The 19,751-nt window shown below is 71.5% G+C and carries 17 protein-coding genes; 1 reads left to right on the top strand and 16 read right to left on the bottom strand.

Annotated features, from left to right (window positions below; all coding sequences use genetic code 11):
• Positions 1–68: 68 nt before the first annotated feature.
• Positions 69–2,132, top strand: a complete 2,064-nt coding sequence (locus BDK92_RS25805) for an amylo-alpha-1,6-glucosidase (protein ID WP_246017244.1) — start codon at positions 69–71, stop codon at positions 2,130–2,132.
• 86 nt (positions 2,133–2,218) lie between these two features.
• On the opposite strand, the gene dapB is transcribed toward BDK92_RS25805, so the two are convergent.
• From dapB to rimP, 16 genes are all read right to left on the bottom strand, one after another.
• Positions 2,219–2,980 carry a 4-hydroxy-tetrahydrodipicolinate reductase gene (gene dapB / locus BDK92_RS25800; protein WP_281278701.1) on the bottom strand — a complete coding sequence of 254 codons (762 nt, stop codon included), beginning with the start codon at positions 2,978–2,980 and terminating at the stop codon, positions 2,219–2,221.
• 102 nt (positions 2,981–3,082) lie between these two features.
• Complete coding sequence (locus BDK92_RS25795) at positions 3,083–4,453, bottom strand: M16 family metallopeptidase (protein WP_425462317.1); 1,371 nt, start codon at positions 4,451–4,453, stop codon at positions 3,083–3,085.
• Between the two features lie 121 nt (positions 4,454–4,574).
• On the bottom strand, positions 4,575–6,935 hold the full coding sequence (locus tag BDK92_RS25790; RefSeq protein ID WP_121159028.1) for a polyribonucleotide nucleotidyltransferase: 2,361 nt from the start codon (positions 6,933–6,935) through the stop codon (positions 4,575–4,577).
• 282 nt (positions 6,936–7,217) lie between these two features.
• A complete protein-coding gene (rpsO, locus tag BDK92_RS25785) occupies positions 7,218–7,487 on the bottom strand; it encodes a 30S ribosomal protein S15 (RefSeq protein WP_121159027.1) in 270 nt (89 codons plus the stop codon).
• A 214-nt stretch (positions 7,488–7,701) separates the two neighbouring features.
• Positions 7,702–8,646, bottom strand: a complete 945-nt coding sequence (locus BDK92_RS25780; protein WP_121159026.1) for a bifunctional riboflavin kinase/FAD synthetase — start codon at positions 8,644–8,646, stop codon at positions 7,702–7,704.
• 56 nt (positions 8,647–8,702) lie between these two features.
• Positions 8,703–9,590 (bottom strand): tRNA pseudouridine(55) synthase TruB, encoded by an 888-nt coding sequence (gene truB / locus BDK92_RS25775; RefSeq protein ID WP_121162576.1) that lies wholly within the window; start codon positions 9,588–9,590, stop codon positions 8,703–8,705.
• 104 nt (positions 9,591–9,694) lie between these two features.
• On the bottom strand, positions 9,695–11,026 hold the full coding sequence (locus BDK92_RS25770) for an MATE family efflux transporter (protein WP_121159025.1): 1,332 nt from the start codon (positions 11,024–11,026) through the stop codon (positions 9,695–9,697).
• Positions 11,027–11,551: 525 nt separating this feature from the next.
• Positions 11,552–11,770, bottom strand: a complete 219-nt coding sequence (locus BDK92_RS25765; protein ID WP_121159024.1) for a DUF6186 family protein — start codon at positions 11,768–11,770, stop codon at positions 11,552–11,554.
• Entirely contained in the window at positions 11,767–12,174 is a 408-nt protein-coding gene (locus tag BDK92_RS25760) for a hypothetical protein (protein WP_121159023.1), read from the bottom strand. Before BDK92_RS25760 ends, BDK92_RS25765 begins: the two co-directional genes overlap by 4 nt.
• Before the next feature lie 139 nt (positions 12,175–12,313).
• Entirely contained in the window at positions 12,314–13,363 is a 1,050-nt protein-coding gene (locus BDK92_RS25755; protein WP_246017243.1) for a DHH family phosphoesterase, read from the bottom strand.
• Positions 13,360–13,851: a 30S ribosome-binding factor RbfA gene (rbfA, locus tag BDK92_RS25750; protein WP_121159022.1), complete on the bottom strand. Its 492-nt coding sequence runs from the start codon at positions 13,849–13,851 to the stop codon at positions 13,360–13,362. The genes BDK92_RS25755 and rbfA overlap by 4 nt, the downstream gene beginning before the upstream one ends.
• 180 nt (positions 13,852–14,031) lie before the next feature.
• Complete coding sequence (locus BDK92_RS25745) at positions 14,032–14,325, bottom strand: DUF503 domain-containing protein (RefSeq protein WP_121159021.1); 294 nt, start codon at positions 14,323–14,325, stop codon at positions 14,032–14,034.
• Positions 14,326–14,413: 88 nt separating this feature from the next.
• Positions 14,414–17,443, bottom strand: a complete 3,030-nt coding sequence (infB, locus tag BDK92_RS25740; RefSeq protein ID WP_121159020.1) for a translation initiation factor IF-2 — start codon at positions 17,441–17,443, stop codon at positions 14,414–14,416.
• Between the two features lie 107 nt (positions 17,444–17,550).
• Positions 17,551–17,835 (bottom strand): YlxR family protein, encoded by a 285-nt coding sequence (locus tag BDK92_RS25735; protein WP_246017575.1) that lies wholly within the window; start codon positions 17,833–17,835, stop codon positions 17,551–17,553.
• Positions 17,836–17,883: 48 nt separating this feature from the next.
• On the bottom strand, positions 17,884–18,939 hold the full coding sequence (gene nusA, locus BDK92_RS25730; protein WP_121159018.1) for a transcription termination factor NusA: 1,056 nt from the start codon (positions 18,937–18,939) through the stop codon (positions 17,884–17,886).
• Positions 18,936–19,700 (bottom strand): ribosome maturation factor RimP, encoded by a 765-nt coding sequence (gene rimP / locus BDK92_RS25725; RefSeq protein WP_121159017.1) that lies wholly within the window; start codon positions 19,698–19,700, stop codon positions 18,936–18,938. The genes nusA and rimP overlap by 4 nt, the downstream gene beginning before the upstream one ends.
• Positions 19,701–19,751 lie beyond the last annotated feature (51 nt).

Here is a 19,751-nt window from a genome sequence, read left to right as displayed (position 1 = left end):
TCAAGGGTTCGTCAAGCCCCTCCCCCCGCACCGCCCCCGCTCAGCCCCGCCCCGCTCAGGAGCCGCTCGTGACCAACGCCAACCGCCACCTGCAACCGTTGCTGCACGACCTCGTCGGCGTCGTCCTGGCTCCCACCAGCACGCTGAGCGCCCCCGACGGCCAGATCCGGCCAGCCGGCGTACAGGGCGTGTTCCACGCCGACGCCCGCGTCCTCGCCCGCGCCGAGCTGCTCGTCGACGGCCGTGAGCCCGAGGCGATCAGCCACCACACCGACGGACCCCACGGCGCCCGGTTCGTCTCCCTGATCCGCTGGCTCGGCGACCCCACCCCCGACCCGACCGTACGGATCGACCGGATCCGCCGGATGACCCCGCGCGGACTCGTCGAGGAGATCCACGTCGCCTCCACCGCCACCGCACCGGTCCAGGCGGAGATCACCCTGGACCTCGGCTGCGACCTGGCCCCGATCGAGGTGGTCAAATCCGGCGGCGCCACCACCGACCTGGAACCGAAGAGCGGCGAACCGGGCCAGCTCACCTGGTCCGCCGACGGAACCACCGTCGTGGTCACCGGCGAGGACGCCACAGTGGTCGACGGGTTCGCCCGGCTCTCCTGGCCGGTACGGCTGGCACCGCGCACCTCGACGGTGCTGCGCTGGCGGCTGCTGGTCGACGACCCACGGGCCGTGGTTGTCACCCCGCCGGCCGAACCCGCCTGGTCCCGCCCGGAGGTACGCGCCGACGACCGGCGCCTCACCCGGCTGCTCGACCGCTCCCTCAACGACCTGCGCGGACTGCGGCTCGCCGAAACCGCCGCCCCGCACGATGTCTTCCTCGGCGCCGGGGTGCCCTGGTTCCTCACCCTGTTCGGCCGGGACAGCCTCTGGGCGGCCAGGATGATGCTGCCGCTCGGCACCGACCTGGCGGCCAGCACGCTCCGGGTGCTCGCCCGCCGGCAGGGCACCCGGATCGACCCCGACTCCGGCGAGGCCCCCGGCAAGATCATGCACGAGCTGCGCCGGCACGAGTTCACCGTGGTCGGCGACGGCCTACGACTGCCCGCCGCCTACTACGGCACGGTCGACGCGACCATGCTCTGGGTCAGCCTGCTGCACGACGCCTGGCGCTGGGGACTCGCCGAGGACCAGGTCACCGACCTGCTACCGCACCTGGAGGCAGCGCTACGCTGGCTCGCCGAACACGCCGACGCCGACGGAGACGGATTCGTCGAGTACGTCGACACCAGCGGCCGGGGACTGGCCAACCAGGGCTGGAAGGACTCCTTCGACTCGGTCCGGTTCCGGGACGGCTCCCTCGCCCAGGCCCCGATCGCCCTCGCCGAGGTGCAGGGTTACGCGTACCAGGCGGCGACAAACGGCGCCGCCCTGCTCAACGCCTTCGGCCGGCCCGGCGCCGACCGCTGGCTCGACTACGCCGACACCCTCGCGCAACGGTTCCGCAGCCGGTTCTGGGTCGACGGCCCCGACGGCCCACACCCCGCCCTGGCGCTGGACCGCGACAAACGCCCCGTCGACGCGTTGACCAGCAACATCGGCCACCTGCTCGGCACCGGACTGCTCACCCCGGCGGAATCCGCCCAGGTCGCCGAGGCCCTGGCCACCCCCGGTCTGGCCGGCGGATACGGGCTGCGCACCATGTCCGCGCGGGACGGCGGCTTCAGCCCGCTCTCCTACCACTGCGGCTCGATCTGGTCCCACGACACCGCCATCGTCATCGCCGGCCTGGCCCGGGAGGGATTCACCGCCCCGGCGGCGGAACTCGCCGAGGGACTGCTCAGCGCCGCCGAGGCGTTCGACTACCGGCTGCCGGAACTGTTCGGCGGCGACGACCGGGCCACCGTCGGCCGGCCGGTGCCGTACCCGGCGGCCTGCCAACCGCAGGCATGGGCCGCGACCGCCGCGGTCGCGCTGCTCCAGGCGGCGGTCGGGCTCTACCCGGACGTGCCCGCCGGCACGGTACGGCTCCGCCCGCTGGCCGGTGCCCCACTCGGCGCGGTCGACGCCCAGCGGCTCCGGATCGCCGGCACCCCGGTCGACGTCCAGGTGGACCGGACCGGTGCCGCCACCGTCACCGGGCTCCCCGCCGGCCTCACGCTCGTACGGGAGCAGTAGGCACGCGAACGAGCGCTGTCCCGGCACCGGGTCGACCGGGGCCGGGACAGCGGACGTACGGAAAGAGTGGCTGGCCTTCCTACCGCTCAGTCGAGCAGGGCGTCCAGACCGATGGTGAGACCCGGACGGCGGGTCACCGACCGGACGGCGAGCAGCACGCCCGGCATGAACGACGCCCGGTCGTACGAGTCGTGCCGGATGGTCAGCGTCTCGCCGGTCGTACCGAAGAGCACCTCCTGGTGCGCGACCAGGCCGGTGGCGCGGACCGCGTGCACCCGTACCCCGTCGATGTCGGCCCCGCGCGCACCCGGCACCTCGTCCTTGGTCGCGTCGGGCATCCCGGCCAGACCGGCCTCGGCCCGTGCCTGGGCGATCAACCGCGCGGTGTGCGTGGCGGTACCGCTCGGCGCGTCGAGCTTCTTCGGGTGGTGCTGCTCGATCACCTCGGCCGACTCGAAGTACCGGGCCGCGCGCGCGGCGAACTGCATCATCAGCACCGCGCCGATGCCGAAGTTCGGCGCGATGACCACACCGACCCCCGGCTTGTGCGACAGCCAGGTACGCACCCGTTCGAGCCGCTGCTCGGTGAAGCCGCTGGTGCCGACGACAACGCTGATCCCCTGGTCGACACACCAGTGCAGGTTGTCCATCACCACGTCGGGGGTGGTGAAGTCGACGACCACCTCGGCACCGGCGTCCGAGGCGTTGAACAGCCAGTCACCCTGGTCGATCATCGCTACCAGTTCGAGGTCGTCGGCGGCGTCGACCGCCTTGCACACCTCGATGCCCATCCGGCCCCGGGCGCCCAGCACCCCGACCCGGAGCGGCTCCGTCGACGTCTCGGCCAGTGCTTCAAGTCCGTCACTCACGGGGCACAACCTATCCCACCCGACGTGGGCACATCCCGGGACGTCCCAGGCCGCCCGTACGCCGGGCGCCCGCTCACCCGCTCAGGCAACAGGCGTGGTGAAGTCGTCCTCGCCGAACGGGCCGACGACCGCGAGCGACATCGGCCGGGCGAGCAGGTCGGCGGCGAGCGTGTTGACCTCCTCGGCGGTCACCGCGTCGACCCGGGCCAGCAGCTGGTCGACCGAGAGCAGGTCGCCGTAGAGCAGCTCGCCCTTGGCCAGCCGGCTCATCCGGGAACCGGTGTCCTCCAGGCCGAGCACGTACGAGCCCTTCGCCATGCCCTTGCCCCGGGCCAGCTCACCCTCGGTGACACCCTGCGCGGCAACCGTCGCCAGCTCCGCGCGGACCAGTCCGAGCACCTCCTCGACCTTGCCCGGCGCGCAGCCGGCGTAGACGGCGAAGAGGCCGCTGTCGGCGTACTGGCTGGCGTAGGAGTAGACCGAGTAGGCCAGTCCCCGCTGTTCGCGGATCTCCTGGAAGAGCCGGCTGGACATGCCGCCGCCGAGCACGTTGTTGAGTACGCCGAGCGCGAACCGCCGCTCGTCGACCCGGCCGATGCCCGCGCTGCCGAGCACCACGTGCGCCTGCTCGCTCTCCTTGTGCTCGACCACGGTACGACCGGCCCTGGTCCGCGCCGCGGGCGTGGCCGCCCGGGGTGCCGCCGGCTCCGCCGCCGGGGTGTCCAGCGGAGTGCCCCGCAGCGCCTGGCGGACCAGCTTGACCACGGCCGCGTGGTCGAGATTGCCGGCGGCGGCGATCACGATGTTCGGCGCGGTGTAACGCCGCTTGTAGAAGCTCTGGATCTGCCGGCGGGTCATCGGGGAGATGGTCTCCTCGGTACCCGAGATCAGCCGGCCGAGCGGGTGGTCGCCGTAGATGGCGGTGGCGAAGAGGTCGTGCACCTCGTCACCGGGCTCGTCGTCATGCATGGCGATCTCTTCGAGGATCACCCCACGCTCGGTCTCCACGTCTGCGGGATCGAGCACCGAGTCGGCGACCAGGTCGCACATGACGTCGATGGCGAGCGGCAGGTCCTGGTCGAGCACCCGGGCGTAGTAGCAGGTGTACTCCTTGGTGGTGAAGGCGTTCGTCTCGCCGCCCACCGCCTCGATCTCGGCCGAGATCTCCAGCGCGCCCCGCTTGTTGGTGCCCTTGAAGAGCAGGTGCTCCAGGAAGTGCGAGACACCGGAGGAGGCCCCGGTCTCGTCCCGGGAACCGACCCCCACCCAGATGCCGAACGAGACGCTGCGCACCGTCGGGATCGCCTCGGTGAGGACACGCAGCCCGCTCGGCAGGACGGTACGACGCACGGTGCCACCCAACGGGTCGGCGCTGAGCGTACGGGTCACCGCCCGGTGCGCGGTGCCCGAGCCGGGTACGTCGGCGGGCCGGCGGTGGCCCCGCCCGGTCAGCAGAGATGGTGGTTGCGTATCCCGCTTCAAGAGGCCAGGGCTCCTAGTTTGACGGAGATGGACAGGCCGTGCCCTGCCGATCGAGGTGATCGACAGGACACGGCCCGGTTGAACCTGTGGATCAGCTGCGGCGGTCGCGGCGACGACGTTCGCCGCCACCACCCTCGCCGCCGCCCTCGCCGCTGTCACCGCGGCTCGGGCCCCGGTCGGCGCGGTCCCGGTCGCCGCGGTCACGCGGGCCCCGGTCGCCCCGGTCACGGGTGGCCGGACGCTCGGCACCGGCGTCGGCCGGCTCCTCTTCGCCCTCGGGCCGCACCTTGTCCAGGTAGATCTTGCCGCGGGCGTCGATGTCGGCGATCGACACCTCGACCTTGTCGCCGACGTTCAGGAAGTCCTCGACCCGCTCGACCCGCTTGCCATCGCCGACCTTCGAGATGTGCAGCAGGCCGTCGCGGCCGGGCAGCAACGAGACGAAGGCGCCGAACGCGGCGGTCTTCACCACGGTGCCGAGGAACTTGTCCCCGACCTTCGGCAGCGTCGGGTTCGCGATCGCGTTGATCCGCTCCACCGCGGCCTCGGCCGACGGGCCGTTGGTCGCGCCGACGTAGATCGTGCCGTCGTCCTCGATCGAGATCTCGGCGCCGGTCTCGTCCTGGATCGCGTTGATGGTCTGGCCCTTCGGCCCGATCACCATGCCGATCTTGTCGACCGGGATCTTCACCGTGGTGACCCGAGGCGCGTAGTCCGACATGGTGGCCGGACCCTCGATCGCCGCCTGCATCACGTCGAGGATCTTGGTGCGGGCCTCGTTCGCCTGCTGCAACGCGGCGGCCAGCACGTCCGACGGGATGCCGTCGAGCTTGGTGTCGAGTTGCAGCGCCGTGACGAACTCCGGCGTACCGGCGACCTTGAAGTCCATGTCACCGAAGGCGTCCTCGGCTCCGAGGATGTCGGTCAGCGTCACGTACTGGGTCTTGCCGTCGACCTCGTCCGAGATCAGGCCCATCGCGATGCCGGCGACCGGCGCCTTGAGCGGCACACCGGCGCTGAGCAGCGCCAGGGTGGACGCGCAGACCGAACCCATGCTGGTCGAGCCGTTCGAGCCGAGCGCCTCGGAGACCTGACGGATGGCGTACGGGAACTCCTCCCGCGCGGGCAGCACCGGGATGAGGGCCCGCTCGGCCAACGCCCCGTGGCCGATCTCGCGGCGCTTCGGCGCACCGACCCGGCCGGTCTCACCGGTCGAGTACGGCGGGAAGTTGTAGTTGTGCATGTAGCGCTTGGACTTCTCCGGGGAGAGGGTGTCCAGCGCCTGCTCCATCCGGAGCATGTTGAGCGTGGTGACGCCGAGGATCTGCGTCTCGCCGCGCTCGAACAGCGCCGAACCGTGCACCCGGGGCAGCACCTGGATCTCGGCGGTCAGCGGCCGGATGTCGCGCGGTCCACGGCCGTCGATCCGGACCTGCTCGCGCAGCACCCGGGCCCGCACCTCGGACTTGGTCAGCGACCGGAAGGCGGCGCTGATCTCACGCTCGCGCCCCTCGTAGTCGGCGGCGAGCTGCTCGCGTACCCGGTCCTTGATCCGGTCCAGGGCTTCCTCACGCTCGGCCTTCGGAGCGATCCGGAGCGCCTCGGCGACCTCACCGCGGGCCACGGCGGCAACGGCGGTGAAGACGTCGTCGGCGTAGTCCAGGAACACCGGGAACTCGGCCACCGGCTTCGCCGCGACCTCGGCCAGCTCGCTCTGCGCGCGGCACAGTTCGCGGATGGCCGGCTTGGCGGCCTCCAGGCCGCTCGCCACGACCTCCTCGGTCGGGGCGATCGCACCGCCGGCGACGAGCGCCACGGTGTGCTCGGTCGCCTCGGCCTCGACCATCATGATGGCGACGTCGCCGTCCGGCAGCGTGCGGCCGGCCACGACCATGTCGAAGGTGGCCCGGGCCAGCTCCTCGTGGGTCGGGAAGGCAACCCACTGGCCGTCGATGTGGGCCATCCGGGTCGCCCCGATCGGGCCGGAGAACGGCAGCCCGGAGAGCTTGGTGGAGAGCGACGCCGCGTTGATCGCGACGACGTCGTACGGGTGCTGCGGGTCGAGCGCGAGCACGGTCTCGACGACCTGGACCTCGTTGCGCAGCCCCTTGACGAAGGACGGGCGCAGCGGCCGGTCGATCAGGCGGCAGGTGAGGATCGCGTCCTCGCTCGGGCGACCCTCGCGGCGGAAGAACGAGCCGGGGATCCGGCCCGCGGCGTACATCCGCTCCTCGACGTCGACGGTGAGCGGGAAGAAGTCGAACTGCTCCTTGGGCTGCTTGCCCGCGGTGGTGGTGGAGAGAACCACCGTCTCGCCGAGCTGGGCGAGTACGGATCCGGCGGCCTGGCGGGCCAGCCGGCCGGTGGAGAAAGTGATCTCACGGGTGCCGAACGCACCGTTGTCGATCACGGCCTTGCTCTGCTCGTTGCCGAGTTTGTTCTGCTCGGTCATGAGTGTGTTGCACTCCTTCGGTCGTGGGGCTCACGACCGCCCGGTGCGTCGGTACGTCCCGGCGCACGCCCGGAAGGCATCGGGGAACTGTTCGAACGGCCGGTCTTCGATCGAAGCGCCCGGGGTGCCGGCTCGTGCCGGGCGCCCGGGGGCCACTACCGAGGACCGGTGCCGACCCGCTCCCGCTGGGTGGTCGCGCTGGCCCCGGTTATTCGTTGGTGACGGGTCGGGGGAGCGGGCGTCGCCGGGTTCGACCCGGCCGTGCACCACTCCCCCGCTCAGTCACCTCCGCAGGCCGAGCCGCTCGATGAGCGTCCGGTAGCGGCTGATGTCCTTCTTCTGCATGTAGTTGAGCAGCCGGCGACGACGGCCGACCAGCAGCAGCAGACCACGACGGCTGTGGTGGTCGTGCTTGTGCACCTTCAGGTGCTCGGTGAGGTCGGCGATGCGCTTGGTGAGGACCGCGACCTGGACCTCCGGCGAACCGGTGTCGCCCTCGACGGTCGCGTATTCCTGCCGGATCTTGCTCTTGGCTTCCTGATCGAGCGCCATTTTCTCCCTGTTCTGGTGGGTTTCAGTAGTAACCCTCGCTCCCGCGGCGTCGTGCAGGCGCGCGAGGACCCTCGTCGGTGACCCGACGTCTCCGCCACATTACCAGCCCGTGGGCCGTCAACCCCCCGAAGGGCCGTGCGGACCCGCCGTGATCAGGCCCGGAACCGGCACACCCGCCGGACGGGCAGGGCTCGGCGGCAGCGGCGCAGCCGGCTCAGCCGAGCACCTGGCGGGTCTGGGCGACGTCCTCGTGCATCTGCGCCACCAACGGCTCGACCCCGTCGTACTGGCGGGTCTCCCGCAACCGGGCCACGAAGTCCAGCGCGAGCCGCTCCCCGTACAGGTCGCCCTCGAAGTCGAGCACGTACGCCTCGATCCGCCGTTCCCGACCGTTGAAGGTCGGGTTGGTGCCGATCGAGACCGCCGCCGGCAGGACCTCCGGCGCGTGGCCCGCGCGACCCCGGTGACGGATCAAGCGGGCCGCGTAGATCCCGTCCGCCGGCACCGCGGCGTGACGGTGGCAGAGCAGGTTGGCGGTCGGAAAGCCGATCTCCCGCCCCCGCTGGTCGCCCCGGACCACCACACCGTCGAGCCGGTGCGGGCGGCCGAGCGCGGCCGCCGCGGCGGTCACGTCCCCGGCCGCGACACAGGCCCGGATGTACGTCGAGGAGAAGACCGTGTCGTCAACGGCGACCAGCGGCGCCCCCTCCACCCCGAACCCGAAGGTACGGCCGAGCCGTTCCAGCAGCACCACGTCACCGGCGGCCCGGTGCCCGAAACGGAAGTTCTCCCCTACCACCACCAGCGCGGCGTGCAGGTTCTCCACCAGCACGTTGTGTACGAACGCCTCGGCGGTCAGCCGGGAGAAGTCGGGGGTGAACGGCACCACCCAGAGCACGTCGACGCCGAGCGACTCGATCAGTTCAGCCTTCCGGCTCGGCTCGGTCAGCACCGCCGGATGCGAGCCGGGGCGCACCACCTCGGCGGGGTGCGGATCGAAGGTGACCACCACCGACTGCACGCCGAGGTTCCGGGCGCGCTTCACCGCGTACCCGATGATCGCCTGATGCCCCTGGTGGACACCGTCGAAGACACCGATGGTGACCACCGACCGGCCCCAGCCGCCCGGCACTCCGTCGTTCCCCCGCCAACGCTGCATGCGTTTCCCTTTCCGCTCCTACGCCCGCGACCCTCGGTCGACGACCCCGCCCCCGGTCAGGCCGGCGCGAGCACGATCTCCGCCCGCGCCCGGCCGTCCCGTTCGCTGACGATAGCGATCAACCCGCCGTCCGGGTCGAAGACCGCGTACGGCCCGACGATGCCGGCCGGGTCGAGCGGGCCACCGTGCGAGAGCACCTTCGCCTCGGCCGCGTCCGCCTGCCGGGACGCGAAGAACCGCCGGGCGGCCGCGTCGACCGGCAGGTTGACCACGGTGTCCGGTTCCCGTTCGGCCAACTCGTCCAGGGTCACCGCCTCGGCCAGGTCGAATCCCCCGACGGCGGTACGGCGCAGCGCGGTGAGGTGCCCGCCGACGCCGAGCGCGGCACCCAGGTCCCGGGCGATGGCCCGGATGTACGTCCCGGACGAGCAGGTCACGTCGACGTCGAGGTCGACCAGGTCGGGGGCGGGTCGCCGGATCTCCAACAGGTCGAGTCGGGAGATGGTCACCCGACGGGCGGCGAGGGTGACCGCCTCCCCGTCCCGGACCCGCTTGTACGCCCGCTCCCCGTTGACCTTGATCGCACTGACCGCGCTCGGCACCTGGTCGATCTCACCGGTCAGCGGGAGCAACCCCGCACGGATCCCGTCGTCGGTCAGCCCAACGGCCGAGCTCTCGGTGACCACGTCCCCCTCGGCGTCGTCGGTCACGGTCGACTGGCCGAGCCGGATCGTGGCGGTGTAGCGCTTGCCCGCCCCGATCACGTACGTCAGCAGCCGGGTCGCCCGACCGACGCCGATCACCAGCACTCCGGTCGCCATCGGATCCAGGGTGCCGCCGTGCCCGACCCGCCGGGTCCGGGCGAACCTCCGGATCCGTGCGACCACGTCATGCGACGTCATGCCGCCCGGCTTGTCCACCACGATCAGACCGTCCACGCTCACGACCGCCAAGCCTGCCAGACGCCGGCCGGCCGGCCACGCCGGGTCGTACCCGCCACCGCCCGGGCGCCGTTGCCCGGGTGGCACCCCCACCGCCCGGGCGCCGTTCAGCGGGTGGCGCCGGCCACCGCCCAGGCGCCGGAGCGCAGCCGGAGCAGCAGGCCGACCAGGCGTACCAGTACGAAGAGCGAGAGTCCGGCCCAGATGCCACCGAGCCCCAGGTCGAACGCGTACGCCAACCAGATCGCCGGCAGGAAGGCGCAGACCGAGCCGACGATGGTGAGGTTGCGCAGGAACCGCAGGTCGCCCGCGCCGATCAGGACCCCGTCCAGGGCGAAGACGACGCCGGCCAGTGGCTGCATGGCGACGAACCACGGCCAGGCGGTCAGCGCCTGTTCACGTACCTGGGGGTCGGCACTGAACCAGGACGGCACCACCGGGGTTCCGGCGGCGACCAGCAGGGCGAAGACGATCCCGCAACCCAGGCCGGTCAGGGCGAACCGACGGGCCATCGCCCGCGCCCCGGCCACGTCACCGGCGCCGAGGGCGGCGCCGACCAGTGCCTGCGCGGCGATGGCCAGGGCGTCCAGGGCGAGGGCGGTGAAGAACCAGAGTTGCAGGGCGATCTGGTGCGCGGCGACCGACGCGGCACCGAACCGGGCGGCCACCGCGGTGGCCGACAGGAAACTGACCTGGAAGGCGGCGCCACGGACCAGCAGATCCCGACCGAGTACGAGCTGATCGGTGATCATCTTCGGTCGGGGCCGCAGCGACACCCGCTCGGCGACCAGCGCGCCGACGAAGAGCAGACCGCCGATGGTCTGGGCGACCACGTTCGCGACCGCGCTGCCGGCGAGGCCGAGCCCGGCGGGGTAGACCAGCAGTGGGCAGAGCGCGGCCGAGAGCACGTTCGGGCCGAGCACGAAGTACAGCGGGCGACGGGTGTCCTGCACCCCCCGGAGCCAGCCGTTGCCGGCGGCGGCGAGCAGCAACCCGGGGGCTCCGAGGGTGGCGATCCGCAGCCACTGCGCGGCCGCGGCGGCCACCTCGGGGTCGTCGCCGGCGAGGAGCCGGGCCAGCGGCGTGGCGCCGACCTGCGCCAGCAACAGGAGCAGTACGCCGACGCCGAGGGCCAGCCACGACGCCTGTACGCCCTCGGCGACGGCTGCGGCCCGGTCGCCAGCCCCGAACCGGCGGGCGGACCGGCCGGTGGTGCCGTAGGCGGTGACCGTGCCGAGCCAGACGATCAGGGTGAGGACCGTGCCGCCCACCGCGAGCCCGGCCAGCGGCACCCGATTGAGGTGACCCACCACGGCGGTGTCGACCAGCACGTAGAGGGGTTCGGCGGCGAGGACGACCAGGGCCGGTACGGCGAGCTGGGCGATCCGGCGCGAGGAGACCGGTGGCGCGGGTGGGCCGGGGGCGGTGAGGCTGCTCATCGCGGCTGATCCTGGCACGATCAACGTAAGGAGCGCAACGTGTTGCTGGGCTTACCAACCGAGCGGGTGTCCAAGGCACTCCGGTCGGAGCAGAACGGGAGGTACGGCGATCGGCTGGCGGCCGAGAACTGCGGCTCGGCCGTCAACCGAGGATCGCCGGGTACGTCACTGGCGGGTGTCCATCGACGTCTGCAGGGCACGTCGCGCCTGCTCACGCGCCTCGTCGGTGGTCTCCTGCTTGCTCTTCGCCGTCTTGGTCGCCATGGGAGGGCTCCTTTTCCAGGGTGCGCCGAACCGCTCGAGGTGCGGCTGGTCGCGTACGGGTTCTGCTGATGCCACGGACGCCCTCCGGGATCGCCGGACGGGTTGGTCAGGGCAGCGTGAGCCCGGGTCGGTTGACCCTGGAGGCGGACGGTGTCCGGTCGGGCACCGTCGTACGCATCACAAAACCAAGCTATCGTTCAGGTCCACATCCTGTGCACCATTCCCGCGATACGGAACGGTACGAAGCCGTGACCTGCGGTGTCAGCGTGCGAAGAAGTGCCAGCCCACCCACCACCAGAACCCGAACAGGCCGATTCGGCCCACCGGGACACGGCCGACCTCGTACCGCATCACGGCGGCGCAGACGTCACCCAGGGTCGGGATCCGGGAATCCTCCCGTCGGGCCGCCCACTCCAGAGCGGCGAGCAGGGCGAAGGCCAGCACGAAGCCGCCGATCGCGAGCATCCTGGTCGCGCTCATCGGCGTACCAACGCCCAGAACGCCGCCAGCCAGCCGAAATACGCGGCCGAGCGGATCAGTTCGTCGTTCAGCAGTGGATCGGCGAGGCGGGAGAAGGTGGGAAAGTCGTCACCGGAGCCGAGCACGAAGGTCGCCCCCTCGAACACTGCGAAGACCGCCACCGGCAGCACCCACCAGACGGTGCCGGGCATCGGACGGCCGGAGTGTGGGCGGCGTGGCAGCCGATTGGTGAGTCCGAGCCAGATCAGCGCTCCACCGGTGCCGAGCGTGAAGAGATTCGCCGAGAGCGAGAACGAGTGCAACTGACCGCCGACCAGCGACAGGCAGGCGAGGACCGGGAGGGTAACGACTGGTTTGTCCCAGGCACGTGGCAGTTCGACGGCTATTTCCGAGGGCTGCTCCATCTTCCGATTGTGCCCGCGGTCACAGAGAGCCGGAAGTGCGTCACTCCCCCGGCTTGTCCCGATCTCGTGGCCCCGGCGCCCTCCCGGACAGCCGGGCCTCAACCCGCGCCGGGTCAGGCCCCTGCTCCGTCCCGGGTCGTTACTCCGGCTCGGCCAGCACCCGGTCGAGTTCGGTCCGGATCGCGGCGATGATGTCGTTCGCGGAGCCACGGCCGGTGAAACCCGCCGCCAACCGGTGGCCGCCACCGCCGAGCGCCACCGCCACCCGGCTCACGTCCACCGGGCCCTTGCTCCGCATCGACACCGCCCACTCCGACTCGGCGACCTGCTTCAGCACACAACTCACGTCGGCCTCGGCGGTGCAGCGCACCGAGTCGATCAGGGCCTCCAGCACGTACGCCGGCTGTCCGTGTCGGGCCAGGTCGTCCAGGGTGGCGTAGGTCCATACCAGGCCGAGTCCGCCGGCGGCCTCCGGTTCGAGTTCGGCCCGGCCCAGCACGTCACCGTAGAGACGGACCGCGCCGAAGGGGCGGGTGTCGAAGACCCGACGGGAGATCTCCTCCGGACGGAGCCCGGTCGCCAGCATCCGCGCGGCCATCTCGTGTACGGCCGGCGTGGTCATCGCGAACCGGAACGAGCCGGTGTCTGTGGTCAACGCGACGTAGAGGCACTCGGCGATCTCCCGGTCGAGCGGGACGTCCAGCCGATCGAGCAGGCCCTCCACCACCACCGAGGTGGCCGCCGCGAACGGATCGACCAGGTGGATCCGACCGAAACGGGTGTTCGAGGCGTGGTGGTCGAGCACCACCACCTCGCCGGCCCGGTCCAGCCGATCGGCGAGATCACCGATCCGGGAGACGCTCGCCGCGTCGAAGCAGAGCACCAGGTCGGGATCGGTCCAGGCGTCGGCGGCCGGGACCAGCAGGTCGAGGCCGGGCAGGCCACGGAACGGTTCGGCCACTCCGGGCGGCCCGGGGAAGGTCGCCTGGAGCTGCCGTAGACCCATCCGACGCAGGCCGAGCGCACAGCCGAGCATGCTGCCGAGCGCGTCCCCGTCCGGGTTGACGTGGCAGATGAGCAGCACCCGCCCGTCTGCCGGAAGGGCGCGTACGGCCGCGACCGCCGCCGCCCAGTCGGCACCGGACGGACCGGCGTCAGCCGGTGACTGGGCCAGCGCCGGGCCGGTCAACGCCGGTCACCGGCATCGGCCGCCGGCTCGTCCTCGTCGTCGGGCCCGTCCTCGTCGTCCTCGTCCTCGTCCTCGTCAAGCTTGTAGGGCTGCGCTTCGCCGGCGTACTCGGCGCTGGCCGCCCGCCGTTGCACCTCAGCGTCCGCGCTGCGCGCCACGGCGAGCAGGTCGTCGATGTGCTTGACCTGGTCCTGGACGTTGTCGAGAACAAAGGTCAGCGTCGGCGAGTGCCGCAGCCCCAGGGCCTTGCCGACGGTGCTGCGCAGCAGGCCCTTGGCGCTTTCCAGCGCGGCAGCGGTGGATGCCTGTTCGGTGGCGTCACCGAGAACGGTGTAGAACACCGTAGCGTCCCGCAGGTCCGCGGTGATCCGGGCATCGGTGATTGTGATCATGCCGAGCCGGGGATCCTTGATCTGGGTACGCACCACGGAAGCCACCAACTCCCGGACACGCTCAGCGTGCCGGCGCACCTTGGCTGGGTCCGACATTTCCCGCACCTCCACGGCATACCAACTCCCGGTCTCCACCGGCGGCGCGCGGACGCGCCACCAGCGGCCACCGGCCGACTTTTGAACATTACCTGCGCCACCCGCCGGAGCGCTCCCGGGCGTGACCCGAGGGCGGTGACCCGGCGGCGGCGCTCTCGTGGGCTGACCCACGGGCCCCGATCAGTCGTCCTCGCCGTGCAGCCGACGCCGCACGGAGAGCAACTCGATCTCGGGCCGTCCGGCGACCAGGCGCTCGCAGTTGTCGAGCACCTCGCCGACGTGTCCAGCCTCGGCGGCGACCACGGCGACCGCGATCTGTGCCCGCCCGTGCAGTTCGAGCGCGCCCACCTCGGCGACCGAGATCTCGAACCGGCGTAGGGCGGCCAGGATCGGCCGAACATAGGCGCGCTTCGCCTTCAGCGACCGGGAATCCCCCGGCAGCAGTACGTCAAAAAGAGCGGTTCCGGTAAACATCGAGCCGACGATACCGCCCGGACACCCCGCATGATCAAGGGGTTTACGCCACCTGGGCGTAAACCCCTTGATCATTTGGAGCTATCTGTCAGGCGCGGGTCTTCTCCCGCATCTCGAAGGTCTCGATGATGTCGCCAACCTGGACGTTGTTGTAGTTGCCCAGGGTGAGACCGCATTCGAAGCCTTCGCGCACCTCGGTCGCGTCGTCCTTGAACCGCTTGAGCGAGCTGATCGTGAGGTTGTCCGCCACGACCGCCCCGTCGCGCAGCAGGCGGGCCTTGGCGTTACGCCGGATGACCCCCGAGCGGACGATACAACCGGAGATGTTACCGATCTTGGAGGACCGGAACACATCGCGGATCTCCGCGCTGCCGAGCTCGACCTCTTCGTACTCCGGCTTGAGCAGACCCTTGAGCGCCGCGTCGATCTCCTCGATGGCCTGGTAGATCACGGTGTAGTACCGGATCTCCACACCCTCGCGGTCGGCGATCTCGCGAACCTTGTTCGAGGCCCGCACGTTGAAGCCGATGATCGTCGCCGCCTCGGCCGACGCGCTCGCCAGCATCACGTTGCTTTCCGTGATGGCACCGACGCCACGGTCGAGGATCTTGAGCTGAACCTCCTCGGGGATGTCCAGCTTGAACAGCGCGTCCTCCAGGGCCTCCACGGAACCGGAGACATCGCCCTTGAGGATGAGGTTGAGCGAGGTCTTCTCGCCCTCCTTGATCTGCTCCATGAGCGTCTCAAGAGTGGCCCGACCACGGGAGTTGGCGAAGCTCGCCGCCCGCCGCCGTGCCTGCCGCTGCTCCGCGATCTGGCGCACCGTACGGTCGTCCGCAGCGGCCAGGAACGTGTCCCCGGCACTGGGCACCGCGGTCAGACCGAGCACCATGACCGGACGCGCCGGTCCGGCCTCGGCGACCTGGTTGCCGTTCTCGTCGAGCATCGCCCGGACGCGTCCGTGCGCCCCACCGGCGACGATCGAGTCGCCGGCCCGCAGGGTGCCCTTCTGCACCAGCACCGTGGCCACCGCACCGCGACCCTTGTCCAGGTGCGCCTCGACCGCGACACCCTGCGCCGGCCCGTCGATCGGAGCGGTCAGCTCCAGCGACGCGTCGGCGGTCAGCAGGATCGCCTCGAGCAGCTCGTCGATGCCGATGCCCGGCTTCGCCGCCACGTTGACGAACATGGTCTCGCCGCCGTACTCCTCGGCGACCAGGCCGTACTCGGTCAGCTGCTGGCGAACCTTGTCCGGGTTCGCTTCCGGCTTGTCGACCTTGTTCACCGCGACCACGATCGGCACATCCGCCGCCTTGGCGTGGTTGAGCGCCTCGATGGTCTGCGGCATCACGCCGTCGTCGGCCGCGACCACCAGCACCACGATGTCCGTCACCTGGGCACCACGGGCACGCATGGCGGTGAACGCCTCGTGACCCGGGGTGTCGATGAAGGTCAACGCCCGCTCGGAGCCGTCGTGCGGAACCCGCACCTGGTAGGCACCGATGTGCTGGGTGATGCCACCGGCCTCGCCCGCGACCATGTTGGTCTTGCGGATCGCGTCCAGCAGCTTGGTCTTACCGTGGTCGACGTGACCCATGACGGTCACCACCGGCGGGCGGGTGACCAGCCGGTCGGCGTCGATCTCGGCGTCGAGGTCGATGTTGAACTGCGCCAGCAGGGCGCGGTCCTCGTCCTCGGGGCTGACGATCTGCACGTCGAAGCCGAGGTGCTCACCCAGGAGCAACAGGGTCTCGTCCGAGCAGGACTGGGTCGCCGTGACCATCTCGCCCAGGTTGAACATCTCCTGGACCAGCGAACCGGGGTTGGCGTTGATCCGGTCGGCGAAGTCCGACAGCGAGGCACCGCGCGACAGCCGTACGGCCTGGCCCTGACCCCGGGGCGCACCCGAGCTCATGGTCGGCGCGGACAGGTTGTCGAACTCTTGTCTGCGCTGCTTCTTGGACTTGCGGCCACGGGTCGGCTTGCCCCCCGGACGCCCGAAGGCACCCGCGGCACCGCCGCCACGGCCACGACCGCCACCACCCGGACGGCCGGCGCCACCAGCGCCCGCACCGGCCGGCGCCCCGCCACCGGGGCCACCTCGGTAACCGCCACCACCGGGGGCGCCACCGCCACCGCCCGGACGGAAGCCACCGCCACCGCCGCCGCCACCGGGACCGCCACGGAAGCCACCGCCACCGCCGCCGCCACCGGGACCGCCACGGAAGCCACCGCCAGCGCCGCCGCCACCGGGACGACCCGCGCCGGCACCACCGGGACCACCCGGACGGCCGGGGCCGCCACCGGGACGACCGGGACGCTGCGTCGGCATGGAAGCCGGGCTCGGCCGAGGCGGCATGGAAGCCGGGCTCGGACGCGGCGGCATCGACGCCGGGTTGGGCCGGGGCCCACCCGGGGCTGCCGGTCGCTGACCACCGGGGGTGATCCCGAACGGGTTGTTGCCGCCGCTACGTGCCGGCGGACGACCGCCGGGACCGGGCCGGCCGGGCGCCGGAGCACCCGGGTTCGCCGGCCGCGCCGCCGGGGAGCCCGGACGCGGCGGCACCGCGTTCGGACCCGGCCGCGGACGGCTGGTCTGCGCGCCACCCTCGGCCGGGGGTTCCCGGCGCGGGGCGTCGCGCTGCTGCTGACGGGCGGCCTGAGCGGCCTTGACAGCCGCCTCCTGCTCCGCCTTGAGGGCGGCGGCACGCGCCTCCGCGGCCGCTACCTCGATGTCGTGCGCACTCGCCGGCTTGGCAGCCGGCGCCGGGGCTGCCGGCTGAGGCGGACCCGGAACGGGTCCCTTCGGCCGGGCTGCCGGAGGCGCGGTGGGCCGCCGGGGCGGCATGGGCTTCGCGGAAACCCTCGGCTCACCCGGGGCGGTGGGCCCAGGGGTGGCCGCCGGGGCCGCGGAAGGGGCTGGGGTCGCCGGTGCGGCCGGAGCCGCGGAGTTCGACGACGCGACGAACGCGCCGCGCAACCGGCGGGCGACGGGCGCCTCGACCGTGCTCGACGCGGACTTCACGAACTCGCCCATTTCCTTCAACTTGGCGAGAACGGTCTTACTTTCGACCCCGAGCTCTTTTGCCAGCTCGTGTACGCGGGCCTTGCCTGCCACTGCACTCCTCACTCCGAGGTCGTGCGGGCAGTACCCGCAACGACCTCACTCGTGCACTTGAAGCCTGGTCATTTCTGGGACTTCATCGTGTGCTCATGTAAGTCGTCCTACCTTGCTTGCGACCCTCGCCCGGCCGGATTGCCGGACGTACTGGTTGACGCATTGATGTGCTCGGCCACCGCCCCGGTATCCGGGACACCAGAGACACGCAGGGCCCGCCCGAAGGCGCGCCGCCGCTGTGCCAGCGCGAGACACGCCGGATCTGGGTGCAGGTGCGCTCCCCGACCCGGCAGTCTGCGGGCCGGATCAGGTCGGAGATTGTGACCAACCCCGTCGCCGACCGCAATGATCCGCAGCAGCTCTCCAGCCGGCGCACGTCGCCGACAGCCCACACAGGTGCGCTCCGGCCACGCATGTCGTACCACTGGGAAAGTCTACCCCTACCCGGCCGAGATCGCTCCGCCCGGCTCGGTCACGTGATCAGCAGCGCCCCGCGCACCGGTCGGCGCCGGGCTACCCACCTGCTCGTTGTCCGGCCGGATGTCGATCCGCCAACCGGTCAACCGGGCTGCCAACCGGGCATTCTGCCCCTCCCGGCCGATCGCCAGCGAAAGCTGGAAATCCGGCACGGTCACCCGGGCGGCCCGGGCGGCCAGGTCGACGACCTCCACCCGCAGCGCCTTGGCCGGCGACAACGCGTTTCCGACGAAGTTGGCCGGATCGTCGGACCAGTCGATGATGTCGATCTTTTCGCCGTGCAGCTCGCTCATCACCGCGCGGACCCGCTGACCCATCGGCCCGATACAGGCACCCTTGGCGTTGACGCCCGGCACGGTCGACCGCACCGCGATCTTCGTACGGTGACCTGCCTCACGGGCGATCGCCGCGATCTCCACGGTGCCGTCCGCGATCTCCGGCACTTCCAGGGCGAAGAGCTTCTTCACCAGGTTCGGGTGCGACCGGGAGAGGGTGATCTGCGGCCCACGGAAGCCCTTTGCCACGTGGACGACCACGCAGCGCAGCCGCTGGCCGTGTTCGTAGATCTCGCCCGGCACCTGCTCGGGCTGGGGCAGCACCGCTTCCAGCTTGCCCAGGTCGACGCTGACGATCCCCTTCTCGGCCCGCCCCTCGTGCGCCTGGACCACGCCGGTGACCAGGTCACCCTCGCGGCCGACGTACTCACCGAAGTGAACCTCGTCGGTCGCCTCGCGCAGACGCTGCAGGATCACCTGCTTCGCCGTCATGGCGGCGATGCGGCCGAAGTCGTGCGGAGTGTCGTCCCACTCCCGGCCGACGACACCCTCCTCGTTGACCTCCTGGGCGTAGACCAGGGCGGCCCCGGTCTTGCGGTCGATCTCGACCCGGGCATGCGTCTCCGCGCCCTCGGTGTGCCGGTAAGCGGTCAGCAACGCGGTCTCGATCGCCGCGAGGATCGTGTCGAACGGGATCTCCCGCTCGCGCTCCAGAGCGCGCAGTGCCGCGAGGTCGATGTTCACCTCTCCTCGCCCTCCACATCTTCGTCGTCAGTGTCGTCGGTTTCGGGCAGGTTCCCGGCCAGCGTCTCCGGCTGGTCGTCGTCCTCGTCGTCCTCGTCGTCCTGGTCGTCGTCGAACTCGGCCAGGTCCTCGTCCGCCACCTCTTCGAGGCGGCTGAACTCCACCTGCACCCGGCCCGGGCCCAGGTCCGCGTACGCCCATTCGGTCGTACGCCCGTCCAGGTCGAACCGGACCCACTCGTCGTCGGCGGCGACCACCCGCCCGGTGATCTGCCGCTCGGCGGAGCGCCGGGACTCCGACGCCGCCTCCGGCGAGCGCTGCTCCGGTGCGGGCTGTCCGGCCCCGGTCGCGGTGACCTTGACCAGTCGTCCGACGTTGCGCCGCCAGTGCCGGGGCAGGGTCAGCGGTCGGTCCACTCCAGGGGAGCTGACCTCGAGCTGGTACTCGCCGGCGACCAGGTCGCCACCGGACTCCTCGGCCAGGTCGAGCGCCGCCGAGATGGCCCGGGAGATGTCGGCGACCGCGTCGAGGTTGATCCCGCTGTCGCCGTCCACGATGATCCGGACCACGTGCCGGCGGCCGGCCCGGGAGACCGAGACGTCCTCCAGGTCGTAACCGGCGGCGGTCACCACCGGCTCGATCACCGCCCGCAACCGGGCCCGGCGAGCCGTAAGATCACCCCGCGGGCGCTCTGCGGCCCGGCGTTCGCCAGACCGTGGAGCGGCCGTCGACCGGCTGGCGGCACGGCCACGCTGCGTCATATCCGCACCCCTTTCCGAATCGTCGGCGGCCCGTCCGGGCAGCCATGCCAG

Origin of the sequence: Micromonospora pisi (assembly GCF_003633685.1) — a bacterium.
Lineage (GTDB): Bacteria > Actinomycetota > Actinomycetes > Mycobacteriales > Micromonosporaceae > Micromonospora_G > Micromonospora_G pisi.
The sequence above is the reverse complement of the archived record's forward strand: the minus strand, read 5'-3'. Positions and strand labels throughout refer to the sequence as shown.

Coding starts and splice junctions, on each gene's coding strand:
- BDK92_RS25780 (WP_121159026.1), bottom strand. CDS start 8,646: ATGCAGCGTTGGCGGGGGAACGACGGAGTGCCGGGCGGCTGGGGCCGG.
- BDK92_RS25760 (WP_121159023.1), bottom strand. CDS start 12,174: ATGGAGCAGCCCTCGGAAATAGCCGTCGAACTGCCACGTGCCTGGGAC.
- BDK92_RS25790 (WP_121159028.1), bottom strand. CDS start 6,935: ATGACCGAGCAGAACAAACTCGGCAACGAGCAGAGCAAGGCCGTGATC.
- BDK92_RS25745 (WP_121159021.1), bottom strand. CDS start 14,325: ATGTTTACCGGAACCGCTCTTTTTGACGTACTGCTGCCGGGGGATTCC.
- rimP (WP_121159017.1), bottom strand. CDS start 19,700: ATGACGCAGCGTGGCCGTGCCGCCAGCCGGTCGACGGCCGCTCCACGG.
- rbfA (WP_121159022.1), bottom strand. CDS start 13,851: ATGTCGGACCCAGCCAAGGTGCGCCGGCACGCTGAGCGTGTCCGGGAG.
- rpsO (WP_121159027.1), bottom strand. CDS start 7,487: ATGGCGCTCGATCAGGAAGCCAAGAGCAAGATCCGGCAGGAATACGCG.
- BDK92_RS25770 (WP_121159025.1), bottom strand. CDS start 11,026: ATGAGCAGCCTCACCGCCCCCGGCCCACCCGCGCCACCGGTCTCCTCG.
- BDK92_RS25765 (WP_121159024.1), bottom strand. CDS start 11,770: ATGAGCGCGACCAGGATGCTCGCGATCGGCGGCTTCGTGCTGGCCTTC.